Consider the following 12,077-nt stretch of genomic DNA (forward strand, 5'->3'; position numbering starts at 1 on the left):
GCAGGGGGGACCACGGCACGGCGCCCCGTGGGTACGGGGCGCCGCACCGTGCGGCGTTCGGTGCGCTTGCGGTGGCGCTAACGGCAGGCGGGGCAAGGGAGCCGGTGTCTCAGCTCAGGACCGCGAGGGCGTCGATCTCGATGAGCAGGCCCTTGGGCAGCCCGACGTAGACGGTCGTCCGGGCGGCGGGCGCCTCCTTGAGACCCGCGGCCTCGAAGTAGGCGTTGTAGATCTCGTTCATCTCGGCGAAGTGGTCGACGTCGGTGAGGTAGACGCGCATCATCATCACGTCGTCCCAGCTCGCACCGCCCTCTTCGAGGATGGCCTGGACGTTGGCGAAGGTCTGGAGGGTCTGCTCGCGCAGCGTGGGTCCGGCCGGGGTGGGGGCCTGGCCCTCGACGGCGGGGAGGAAGCCGACCTGCCCGGCGACCTGAAGGATGTTGCCCTTCTTGACGCCGTGCGAGAACTTCGCGGGCGGGGTGGTGTGGGTGGCCGGGGTGAGCGCGGTCTTCTCGGTCATGGTGTTCAGGCTTCCTGTGCGGGGCCGGCGGAGGGCTGGGGGATTGCGGTACCGGAGTACTCCCGGCTGATGGTGTCGGCGGTGCGGCGCACCAGCGGGAGCAGGCTGAGGAGTTCATCGGCGGTGACCACGACGTTCGGTGCGGAGACCGACATGGCGGCGACCAGGCGTCCGTCCGCGCCCCGGATGGGGGCCCCGATGCAGTTGATGGACTCCTCGTGGCCACCGAGGTCGGTGGCCCAGCCCTGTTCGCGGACCTTGGCCAGTTCGGCCAGGAAGGCCGCGGCGTTGGGGGTCGAACGGGGCGTGTAGAGGGGGTAGTCGAGCTTCTCCGCGAGGGCGCGGCGCTCGGGTTCCGACAGGTCGGCGAGGAGCAGTTTGGCGACCGCGGCGACCGTGATGGCGACGGGTTTGCCGATCCGGGAGTACATCCGGACGGGGTAGCGGCTCTCGACCTTGTCGATGTAGAGGACCTCGTTCTCCTCGTAGACCGCGAGGTGGACGGTGTGCCCGCACTTCTCGTTGAGGGCGACGAGGTGGGGGTGGGCGATCTCGCGGACGTCGAGGTTCTCGACGGCTTCCTGGGCGAGCGCGAACAGCCGGGCGCCGAGGCGGTAGCGCTGGTCGGGCTGGCGGTAGACGATGCCGTGCTCGTGCAGCGTGCGCAGCAGGCGCAGGGCGGTGGACTTGTGGACGCCGAGCCGGACCGAGACCTGTTCGAGGTTGGCCGGTCCCTCCGCGAGCAGCGGCAGGATGCTCAGTGCCCGGTCGACTGTCTGGCTCATGACCGGACCTCGCCGCGCTCGGCCCGGCGCGCCTCGGCGGCGCGCCTGTTCCTGGTTCGTTCGCTTCGCTCGTTCACTGTGCCGGTACCTCCACCCGTGCGGTGCGCACCCCGTCGGTCGTCCAGCCGGGGCCGAGTCGCAGTGTGCCCCAGTCGGCGGAATCGAGTGCGGCCAGGCCGTCGGCGAGGGCGCGGGAGGGCGGGGTGCCGAGGTCGCCGGGGACGGTGAGGGAGGCGGCGGCCATCAGGTGGCCGTGCCGGATCCGGGCGAAGACGGGCAGCGCGCGGAGGGTGGCGGAGAGGAAACCGGCGGCGAAGGCGTCACCGGCGCCGACCGGGGCGACGACCTCGACGGCCAGGGCGGGGGCGGCGGTGACGGTGTCCGTGCCGTCCTCCTGGCGGGCGTAGACGGTGGCGCCCTCGGCGCCCTGCTTGATGACGAGGGTGGCCGGTTCGGGCAGCGCGGCCCGGACAGCGGCCGGGCCGTGCAGGTCCCAGGCGGCCGCAGCCTCGTCCTCGCCGACGAAGACCAGGTCGCAGCCGCGGGCGAGGTCGAGCAGGAGGCCGGGGCCCTGGGCGGGATCGCGCCAGAGGCCGACGCGGTAGTTGACGTCGAAGGAGACGAGGGGGCGGCCCGGGGTGCGCCGGGTGAGGGTGCGCAGCACGTCGAGGCAGCCGTCGGAGAGGGCCGCGGTGATGCCGGTGAGGTGCACGATGCGGGTGTCGCGCAGGGCGTCGGCGTCGAGCAGGCCGGGGGTCATGGCGGAGGCGGCGGATCCGGCGCGGTAGTAGACGACTTCGGCGCGGCCGGGCTCCTCGCCCGCGACACCGGTGGCGCGCTCGCCCGCGGTGCGGAAGTAGATGCCGGTGGGGCGCCGGGGGTCGCGCTGGACGTGGGAGACGTCGACGCCGTGGCCGGCGATGGTGGCCAGGAGGTGGTCGCCGAAGCCGTCGGTGCCGACGCGGGAGACCCAGCGGGCGGTGTGGCCGGTGCGGGCCAGCGCGCAGGCGACGTTGGACTCGGCGCCGCCGATGTCGCGGTCGAAGGAGGGGACGTCCGCGAGGCGGCCCGGCCGGGTGGGCAGGAAGGTGACCATGGACTCGCCGAGACAGACGACGTCGACGTCCGGGCCGACGGTGTCGCTGACGTTCGAGGACCTGGTCACGATCGGTTGCGCTCCTTTGCTGTGCCGCCGCTGTACCGGCGGGCGGGTTCGCACGATGCTTGCCGCGGGGTGCCGTGCCCGGTCCGTCGCCGGGTCCGGGCCGGGTTTCCACGATGTTCGTCCGATGTTCGGCACCTGGTCCGACGGTTTTCTCACCATTGACCCGGTGCTGGCTCGGATGTTAGACAGCTGTAAGCGATATGCGCAATGGGCGTTGCACAGAATGCAACAAGATCTTTTGAGGAGGCCCCATGGCCGTCGAGCGGCTCGCGGACGGACTCGCCAGCGAACGGGTCGATCACCGCTTCAAGGCCCTCCCCCCGGACGCCGAGGGCCGGACCGTCGGCGAGCTGGCCGCCGAGCGCCGCAACCTCTTCCGGGACGGGTTCACCACCCCCGTCCTCGCCCTCTCCGCCGAGTCGGTCGAGCACAACCTCGCCCTCATGGAGAGCTACGCGGCCCACCACCACCTGGCCTTCGCCCCGCACGGCAAGACCTCCATGGCACCACAGCTCTTCGCCCGCCAGCTGGCGCACGGCGCCTGGGGCATCACCGCCGCCGTCCCCACCCACGTCCGCGTCTACCGCGCCTTCGGCATCCAGCGGATCTTCCTGGCCAACGAGGTGGTGGACGCCGCCGCGCTGCGCTGGCTCGCCGCCGAACTCGACGCCGACCCGGACTTCCGCTTCATCTGCTACGTCGACTCGCTGCGCGGCATCGAGCTGATGGACGCGGCCCTCCGCGCGGCCGGGGCCCGCCGCCCGGTGGACGTCGTGATCGAACTGGGCGCGGGCGACGGCGCGCGCACCGGCGTCCGTACCGAGGCCGAATGCCGCGCGCTCGCCGACGCCCTCGCGGGCACGGACACCCTGCGGCTGGTCGGCGTCGCCGGCTACGAGGGCGAGGTGCCCGACGCCACACCCGAGCGGGTGCTGGCCTGGCTGCGCCGACTGGTCGCGCTGGCCGTGGAGTTCGACGGCGCGGGCCGGTTCGCCGGCCTCGACGAGATCGTGCTCAGCGCCGGCGGCAGCGCCTGGTTCGACGCGGTCGCCGAGGTCTTCGCCGAGGTCCCGGAGCTGTCCGCACCGGTCCTCAAGCTGCTGCGCTCGGGCGCGTACGTCTCGCACGACGACGGCCACTACCGCCATCTGACCCCCTTCAACCGGGTACCGGAGGAGGGCGCCCTCCAGCCCGCCTTCCGCCTCTGGGCGCAGGTCGTCTCCCGGCCCTCCCCCGGGCAGGCGTTCCTCAACGCGGGCAAGCGCGACGCGGCGTACGACCTCGATCTGCCCACCGCCCAGGTCGTCCGCTCCGGCCGGGACGGCACCGTACGCCCCGCGGCCGGTATCACCGTCACCGGCCTCTCCGACCAGCACACCTGGATCGCGACCGAGGCCGCCGGGGATCTGGAGGTCGGCGACTGGGTCGGTCTGGGCCTGTCGCACCCCTGCACGTCCTTCGACAAATGGCAGCTGATCCCGCTGGTCGAGGCCGACGGCACGGTCACGGACTACCTCCGCACCTTCTTCTAGGCGCACGGGTGTCCCGGGGCGGGGCCCCGTCCCGGGACACCGGACGCCCCGCCCCGCCGCGTGCGCGCGGCCACCCCGCACCGGCCCCACGAAAGGCAGCCCCAGCCATGGACACCGTGTTCCGCGACGTACGCGTCATCGACGGATCCGGCGGTCCGTCCTACCGCGCCGATGTCGCGCTGGCCGACGGCCGGATAGCCGAGATCCACCGCGAGACGGACGGCGGCCCGCGCCCGAGCGCCGCCCGCGTGGTGGCGGCGGACGGCCTCGCCCTCTCCCCCGGCTTCATCGACATGCACGCGCACAGCGACCTCGCGCTGCTCCGCGACCCGTCGCACGAGGCGAAGGCCGCCCAGGGCGTCACCCTCGAAGTCATCGGCCAGGACGGCCTGTCGTACGCGCCCGTCGACGACACCACCCTCGCCGAGGTCCGCGCGCAGATCACCGGCTGGAACGGCGGTGCGCCCGGCAGCACCGACATCGACTTCACCTGGCGCACCGTCGGCGAGTACCTGGACCGCCTCGACCACGGCTTCGACGGCGACGGCATCGCCGTCAACGCCGCCTACCTCATCCCGCAGGGCACCGTCCGGATGCTCACCGTCGGCTGGGACGACCGCCCCGCCACCGCCGACGAGCTCACCCGGATGCGGCAGCTGGTCGCCGAGGGCCTGGAGCAGGGCGCCGTCGGCCTCTCCTCCGGCCTGACCTACACCCCCGGCATGTACGCCTCCGACGCCGAACTGACCGAACTCTGCCGGGTGGTGGCCCGCTACGACGGCTACTACTGCCCGCACCACCGCTCCTACGGGGCCGGCGCCCTCCAGGCGTACGAGGAGATGGTCGCCCTCACCCGCGAGGCCGGCTGCGCCCTGCATCTCGCGCACGCCACCATGAACTTCGGCGTCAACAAGGGCCGCGCGCCCGAGCTGCTGGCCCTGCTGGACCGGGCGCTGGACGACGGCGCCGACATCTCCCTCGACACCTACCCCTACACCCCCGGCTGTACGACCCTGGTCGCCATGCTGCCGAGCTGGGCGAGCGAGGGCGGCCCGGAGGCGATCCTGGCGCGGCTGAAGGACGACGCGACGGCGGAACGCATCCGGCACGTCATGGAGGTCGAGGGCGCCGACGGCTGCCACGGCGTGCCGATCGAATGGGACACCATCGAGATCTCCGGCGTCAGCGACCCGGGCCTGGCGGGCTGCGTCGGCAAGACGATCGCGCGCAGCGCCGCCGAGCGCGGCGAGCAGCCCTGGGTCACCGCCCGGCGGCTGCTCGTCAACGACCGGCTGGGCTCGACGATCCTCCAGCACGTCGGCCACGAGGAGAATGTCCGGCAGATCATGCGCCACCGGGTGCACACCGGCGGCAGCGACGGCATCCTCCAGGGCTACAAGCCGCACCCCCGCGCGTACGGCACCTTCCCCCAGTACCTCGGGAAGTACGTCCGCGAGCTGGGCGTCCTCACCCTTGAGGACTGCGTCGCGCACCTCACCTCCCGCCCGGCGGCCCGCCTGCGCCTACCCGACCGCGGCCTGGTCCGCGAGGGCTACCGTGCCGACCTGGTCCTCTTCGACCCGGCGACGGTCGCCGCGGAGTCGACCTTCGACACCCCGCGCACCCTGCCGTCCGGCATCCCGCACGTCCTGATCGACGGCCGCTTCGTGGTCGAGGACGGGCGCCGCAGCCAGGTGCTCGCCGGCCGGTCGGTACGCCGGACGCCGGCGCGGCGGGGCTGAGTCCCGGCACCGGGCGGGGCGGTCAGTCCGCGGGCGGCGGGGCGGGCGGCGCGCCCCGGTCGCGGGCCCGCGGCAGCCCCGCGCGCAGCACCAGCTCGCGCAGCTGCCGGGCGTCGTTGGTCAGCGCGGCCCCCAGCTCGGCGGCCCGCTCCTCGCGTTCGGGACTCCGGCGGAAGGTGTAGAAGATCACCGGCCCGTTGTAGAGCCCTTCCGCCGCGAGCTCCGCCACCATGGTGAACCCCGCGGTGTGCTCCCGGCCCCGGCTGATGTCGGAGATCAGCAGATCGGGAGCGCGGCCGCGGAGCGCGGTCCGCGCGGCGGCGGTCTTGGACACCTGCCGCACCCGCGCGCCGAGCTCCGCCAGCGTCTCCCGCTCCATGACGTTGTTCTCCGGCCGGTCGTCCACCCACAGGATGTCCAACGAGCGCTGTGCGTACGGCAGTTGCTGGACGGCCCCGGCCTGCGGCGACTGCTGCCCGTACAGGGCGGCCTGCTGCTGCCCGTACTGCCCGTACTGCGCAGCCTGCGGCGAGCCGCCCGGCAGGGGGTACCCGGCGGGCGGCACCGGGGGGTCGTACCCCGGGAGCGGGAGGTCCGCCGGCCCCGGCGTCCGGGGCCGGTCCGGGGCCGGCGGCGGCGCGTACCAGGGCTCGGGGAGTTCCGGCACCTGCCACGGCCCCGGCTGCTGCGGCACGTCCGGGGGCGGGACCGGCGACGGCGCGTACTCCCCGGGCGGCCGGCTGCCCAGCCAGGCCAGCGGCGGTCCGAACCCGGCGCCGAGGCCGTAGCCGTCCGCGACCGGCCCCGGCAGCTCGCGCCAGAGCGGCTCCCACTCCGGTGACATCCGGGTCGGCGCGGCCGCGGAGCCCCGCGGGCCCTCCCGCAGCCGCAGCAGCAGCTGGGCCGCGTCCGGGCGGGCGACCAGCTCGTCGACCAGCGAGGTGAACGCCGGATTGACCGCCAGGTCCGGGAACTCGTGGGGCAACTGGCGCTCCAGCGCGGCCAGCACCGCGTCACCGGCCGGTCCGGGCGGCCCCGGCGGCAGCAGGTCGTAGCGCGCGAGGAAGCCCTGCACCACCTCCAGCTCCTCGGCCGGGACGCCGCCCGGCGCCGCGAGCAGCGTCCTCCGTACGGCGCGGTAGATACGGAACTCGGCCACCACATCGCCGTCCACCGTGCCGGACGGGCCCGTCATCATCCGGTAGAAGTCGGGATAGAAGTACTGGAGCAGCAGCGTGCGGATCACCGCACCGGGCCCGAAGTCGCGCCAGACCGGGTTCAGCGTCGCCTCCAGGACGAAACCGTTCATGAGGCGCTTGATGCGCCGCGGGTTGCGCGCCGAGCGCGCCACCAGCAGCTCCACCAGCGCCTCGTCCAGCAGCGGCGCCACCCCGGCGGTCCGCGCGCACCACCGGATGTAGTCCTTGACCCCCTGGCCGTCCGGCGCCGGAATGCGGTAACTGGTCTGGAAGATCTTCTCCATGAACGCCGAACCGGCCGGCGACAGGTCCCGCAGCAGCCCGTTCGGCCCCATCGCCGACCGGTCGCAGCCGATGACGAACGCCAGCCCCGGCACATCCAGATAGACCTTCACGGCCTCGCAGACCGCCAGCACCGTCTCCTCCGAACAGCGGTCCAGGTCGTCGATGAAGACCACCAGCAGCCGGCCCGGCCGGAAGTCGTCGGTCTGCGCCCAGTCCCGGACCAGGTCGCCGAGGGCGCCGCGCATCTCGTTGCGGGCCTGGGAGTCGACGGACAGGCTCTTCCACAGCTCGTCGACCAGGCTCGCCACGCCCAGCGGCCCGGCGGCGACCGTCGTCAGCACGCGGACGGCCCGCAGCAGGGCGCGCCGCTCGGTGACCCGCCGCAGGCCGCGCCGGAGCACCCGCCGGTCGAAGCGCATCAGGACGGACTTGATCAGCCCCTCCAGCGCGTCGGCGCCGGTGGAGGTCCAGGCGTTGTACCAGACGGTGTGCACCGCGGGCGCCTGTGTCAGCTCCGCGTCGACCAGCCGCATCAGGCTGCTCTTGCCCATGCCCCAGCCAGCGTCGACGGCGAGGGTAAAGGGGGTGGAGGGGCGGGAGGCGGCCAGCAGCCCGGCGAGCTGGCGGGCGGCCCGGCCCGCGCCGAGCAGATCCGCCCCGGTCCCGGCCACCGGCTCGTCGTTGAGCAGGGCGAACGGCCCGTGCGGCGCGGGCCCTGCGGAAGAAGTCACCACGTCGGCCCCCCGGTGCCGGATCGTGAGCCTGGGCCGGTCGTGGCCGCGTCCGGTCGCGCGGCGCACCGGCCGCCCGGAGCGTACCGCCGCAGCGGCCGGGCCCGAAGGGACTCCGGCCGGTCCGTCCCGCCCCCGCCCCCGGCCTCGCCCACCACCAGTCCGTCCCGCCACTCACCCACCGGCCATCACACCCCGTGACGAACCACACACCACCAGCTGTCCGACGTGGGGAAGAACACCGGGCGGGTGCCGATACGCGCCCGTAAAGTGGCGGACATGCAGGTGATCCAGTCAACCAAGCTCGCCAATGTCTGTTACGAGATCCGTGGCCCGGTGCTGGAGGAGGCCATGCGGCTGGAGGCGGCGGGTCACCGCATCCTCAAGCTCAACACGGGCAACCCGGCGGCCTTCGGCTTCGACTGCCCGCCCGAGATCCTGGAGGACATCCTCCGCTCGGTCGCCACGGCCCACGGTTACGGCGACGCGAAGGGCCTGCTGTCCGCCCGCCGCGCGGTGATGCAGCACTACCAGACCAAGGGCATCGATCTCTCGGTCGACGACATCTACCTCGGCAACGGCGTCTCCGAGCTGATCCAGATGTCGATGCAGGCGCTGCTGGACAACGGCGACGAGGTGCTCGTACCGGCGCCGGACTACCCGCTGTGGACGGCCTCGGTCTCGCTCTCCGGCGGCACGGCCGTGCACTACCGCTGCGACGAGCAGGCCGACTGGATGCCCGATCTCGCCGACATCGAGAGCAAGGTCACCGACCGCACCAAGGCCATCGTCGTCATCAACCCCAACAACCCCACGGGTGCCGTCTACGACGACGAGCTGCTGCGCGGCATCGCGGAGATCGCCCGCCGCCACCATCTGATCGTCTGCGCCGACGAGATCTACGACAAGATCCTCTACGACGACGCCACCCACACCCCGTTCGCCTCACTCGCCCCCGATCTGCTGACGCTGACCTTCAACGGGCTGTCGAAGGCGTACCGGGTCGCGGGCTACCGCAGCGGCTGGCTGGCGGTCTGCGGCCCGAAGGCGCACGCCACCTCGTACATCGAGGGCCTGACGATCCTCGCCAATATGCGGCTGTGCGCCAACATGCCGGCCCAGCACGCCGTCGCCACCGCCCTCGGCGGCCGTCAGTCGATCAACGATCTGGTGCTCCCCGGCGGCCGGCTGCTCCAGCAGCGCGATACGGCGTACGAGCTGCTCACCCAGATCCCGGGCGTCAGCTGCGTCAAGCCGAAGGGCGCGCTGTACGCCTTCCCGCGGCTCGACCCGAAGGTCTACAAGATCAAGGACGACCGGCAGATGGTGCTGGACCTGCTGCGCGCCGAGAAGATCATGATCGTGCACGGCACCGGCTTCAACTGGCCCGAGCCCGACCACTTCCGCCTGGTCACCCTCCCCAGCAAGGACGATCTGACCGAGGCCGTCACCCGCATCGGCACCTTCCTCGACGGCTACGGCCAGCACTGACCGGCCGGGACGGCCCCGGACGGACGACACCGGCCCCGAAAGAGTTCTACACCCAACACAACTTTAGACAGTGTCTAAGCTAGGATGGCTTCCTAGACGTTTTCAGGAGGCCGTCCCATGTACGAACCGATCCGCACCAAGTCGGTCCACACCATGGCCGCCGCCCCGGAGATCCCGCACCGCTCCCGCGAGGAGGAGCTGGACATCCGGCTCGCCGGCCACCTCACCGCACTGCTGACCGTCACCGACGAACTGCGCGCCCTCGCGCCCCGCACCGGGGCCGGCGCGGCCGGTGCCGAGCTGGCCGTCGCCGCCGACCGCATCGCCGGGCAGGTCGCGCGGCTGTGCGGCGGCCGCTCCCCGCTGCGCGCCGAACCGACCGCCGGCGGCGCTCCGTCCCGTATCCCGGCCCTGCACCACCGCGCCCGCACCCTCGCCGGAAACGCCCTGGTGGTCGCCACGTCCCGGGGGAACACGGCGGCGATGACCCTGGCGGCCGAGCGCCTGGAGGCGCACAGCGCGAGCCTGCCGGATCTCGCCTCGGCGTGAGGCGCGGCGCCCGCGCCCGATTCCCTCGCCTCCACCCCGGCCGCCGACGCCGCACGGCCGGGACATACGTCCGGGGCTCCGCACTCGGTGCGGAGCCCCGGACGTAGGGTGCGCGCGGTGGCCGCCGGGCGGCAGCCACCGTCCACCGGTCAGCCGAGCCGCTGGACCAGCGTGCGGTACTCGTCCCACAGCTCCTTCGGCGTGTGGTCACCGAAGGTGTTGAGGTGCTCGGGGATCAGCGCCGCCTCCTCGCGCCAGATGTCCTTGTCCACGGAGAGCAGGAAGTCGAGGTCCGCTTCGGCCAGTTCGAGGCCCTCGGTGTCCAGCGAGCCCTTCGCGGGCAGGACGCCGATGGGGGTCTCGACGCCCTCGGCCGTACCCTCCAGCCGCCCGACGATCCACTTGAGCACCCGGCTGTTCTCGCCGAAGCCCGGCCACACGAAGCGGCCCGAGTCGTCCTTGCGGAACCAGTTGACGTAGTAGATCTTCGGCAGCTTGGACTCGTCGCCCCTGGCCGCGGCGGTCTTGCCGACGTTGATCCAGTGGCCCATGTAGTCGCCCATGTTGTAGCCGCAGAACGGCAGCATGGCGAACGGGTCGCGGCGCAGCTCGCCGACCTTGCCCTCGGCCGCCGCGGTCTTCTCACTGGCGACGTTGGCGCCGAGGAAGACGCCGTGCTGCCAGTTCCGCGACTCGGTCACCAGCGGTACGGCGCTGGCGCGGCGCCCGCCGAAGAGGATCGCCGAGATCGGCACGCCCTTGGGGTCCTCCCACTCGGGCGCGATGATCGGGCACTGGCCGGCCGGGACGGTGAAGCGGGCGTTGGGGTGCGCCGCCGGGGTCTCGGACGCGGGGGTCCAGTCGTTGCCCTTCCAGTCCGTGAGGTGGGCGGGCAGTTCCTCGGTCATGCCCTCCCACCACACGTCGCCGTCGTCGGTGAGCGCGACGTTGGTGAAGACGGAGTTGCCCCACATCGTCTTCATGGCGTTGGCGTTGGTGTGCTCGCCGGTGCCGGGCGCGACACCGAAGAAACCGGCCTCGGGGTTGATCGCGTAGAGACGGCCGTCCTCGCCGAAGCGCATCCAGGCGATGTCGTCGCCGATCGTCTCGACCGTCCAGCCGGAGATCGTGGGCTCCAGCATCGCGAGGTTGGTCTTGCCGCAGGCGCTGGGGAACGCGGCGGCGACGTACTTGGACTCACCCTGCGGCGGGGTGAGCTTGAGGATCAGCATGTGCTCGGCGAGCCAGCCCTCGTCGCGCGCCATGACGGAGGCGATGCGCAGCGCGTAGCACTTCTTGCCCAGCAGGGCGTTGCCGCCGTAGCCGGAGCCGTAGGACCAGATCTCGCGGTCCTCGGGGAAGTGCGAGATGTACTTGGTGGTGTTGCAGGGCCACGGCACATCGGCCTGGCCGGCCGCCAGCGGGGCGCCGAGGGTGTGCACCGCCTTGACGAAGAAGCCGTCCTCGCCCAGCTCGTCGAGGACCGCCTGGCCCATCCGCGTCATGGTGCGCATCGAGACGGCGACATAGGCCGAGTCGGTGATCTCCACGCCGATGGCGGAGAGCGGGGAGCCCAGCGGGCCCATGCAGAAGGGGACGACGTACATCGTCCGGCCGCGCATCGCGCCACGGAAGATGCCGTCCGGGCCGGCGAAGATCTCCCGCATCTCGGCGGGGGCCTTCCAGTGGTTGGTCGGGCCGGCGTCCTCCTCCTTCTGCGAGCAGATGAAGGTGCGGTCCTCCACTCGCGCGACGTCCTGGGGGTCGGAGGCGGCGTAGTACGAGTTGGGGCGCTTGATCGGGTCGAGCTTCTTGAAGGTGCCCTTGTCGACGAGCTCTTCGCACAGTCGCTCGTACTCCGCCTCCGAGCCGTCACACCAGACGACCCGGTCGGGCTGGGTGATCGCCGCGATCTCATCGACCCAGGAGAGGAGGTCCTGGTGACGGGTCGGGACGGGGTTGCCCCCGGCACGGAGCCCGTCTGAGTGCTGAGGGGAGGGAGCCGCGTTGTCGCGCGCCACGATCGCTCCTAGATGAGGGTGTGGACGGATCCATGCCCGCTTTACCGGGAAAAATCC

9 protein-coding genes are annotated in these 12,077 nt (G+C 72.5%); 4 read left to right on the top strand and 5 right to left on the bottom strand.

All coding sequences use genetic code 11. The features are described from left to right. Positions 1 to 109: 109 nt before the first annotated feature. The 3 genes from ACLJWH_RS10240 to ACLJWH_RS10250 form a co-directional block, all read right to left on the bottom strand. The gene (locus ACLJWH_RS10240; RefSeq protein WP_052855909.1) at positions 110 to 520 is read right to left on the bottom strand and encodes a RidA family protein; all 411 of its coding nucleotides are present in this window, start codon (positions 518 to 520) and stop codon (positions 110 to 112) included. Between the two features lie 5 nt (positions 521 to 525). Further along, complete coding sequence (locus ACLJWH_RS10245) at positions 526 to 1,305, bottom strand: IclR family transcriptional regulator (protein WP_411141281.1); 780 nt, start codon at positions 1,303 to 1,305, stop codon at positions 526 to 528. 73 nt (positions 1,306 to 1,378) lie between these two features. After that, positions 1,379 to 2,401 (bottom strand): sugar kinase, encoded by a 1,023-nt coding sequence (locus ACLJWH_RS10250; RefSeq protein WP_411141374.1) that lies wholly within the window; start codon positions 2,399 to 2,401, stop codon positions 1,379 to 1,381. 320 nt (positions 2,402 to 2,721) lie between these two features. Between ACLJWH_RS10250 and ACLJWH_RS10255 the strand changes: the two genes are divergently transcribed. Together ACLJWH_RS10255 and ACLJWH_RS10260 are read left to right on the top strand one after the other, a co-directional pair. Continuing rightward, the gene (locus ACLJWH_RS10255; protein WP_411141282.1) at positions 2,722 to 4,002 is read left to right on the top strand and encodes an amino acid deaminase; all 1,281 of its coding nucleotides are present in this window, start codon (positions 2,722 to 2,724) and stop codon (positions 4,000 to 4,002) included. Between the two features lie 107 nt (positions 4,003 to 4,109). Next, a complete protein-coding gene (locus ACLJWH_RS10260) occupies positions 4,110 to 5,744 on the top strand; it encodes an N-acyl-D-amino-acid deacylase family protein (RefSeq protein WP_411141283.1) in 1,635 nt (544 codons plus the stop codon). 22 nt (positions 5,745 to 5,766) lie between these two features. Here the strand turns inward: ACLJWH_RS10260 and ACLJWH_RS10265 are convergent, their stop codons facing one another. Beyond that, the gene (locus ACLJWH_RS10265; protein ID WP_411141284.1) at positions 5,767 to 7,959 is read right to left on the bottom strand and encodes a P-loop NTPase fold protein; all 2,193 of its coding nucleotides are present in this window, start codon (positions 7,957 to 7,959) and stop codon (positions 5,767 to 5,769) included. Between the two features lie 279 nt (positions 7,960 to 8,238). Between ACLJWH_RS10265 and ACLJWH_RS10270 the strand changes: the two genes are divergently transcribed. Both ACLJWH_RS10270 and ACLJWH_RS10275 read left to right on the top strand, forming a co-directional pair. Continuing rightward, entirely contained in the window at positions 8,239 to 9,450 is a 1,212-nt protein-coding gene (locus ACLJWH_RS10270; RefSeq protein WP_411141285.1) for a pyridoxal phosphate-dependent aminotransferase, read from the top strand. A 117-nt stretch (positions 9,451 to 9,567) separates the two neighbouring features. Beyond that, positions 9,568 to 9,999, top strand: coding sequence for a hypothetical protein (locus tag ACLJWH_RS10275; RefSeq protein ID WP_411141286.1), 432 nt, complete (start codon positions 9,568 to 9,570; stop codon positions 9,997 to 9,999). A gap of 149 nt (positions 10,000 to 10,148) precedes the next feature. Here the strand turns inward: ACLJWH_RS10275 and ACLJWH_RS10280 are convergent, their stop codons facing one another. Further along, positions 10,149 to 12,020, bottom strand: coding sequence for a phosphoenolpyruvate carboxykinase (GTP) (locus ACLJWH_RS10280; RefSeq protein WP_411141287.1), 1,872 nt, complete (start codon positions 12,018 to 12,020; stop codon positions 10,149 to 10,151). Positions 12,021 to 12,077 lie beyond the last annotated feature (57 nt).

The sequence above is a fragment of the Streptomyces sp. x-80 genome, assembly GCF_046549095.1.
In the GTDB taxonomy this organism is placed as follows: domain Bacteria; phylum Actinomycetota; class Actinomycetes; order Streptomycetales; family Streptomycetaceae; genus Streptomyces; species Streptomyces celluloflavus.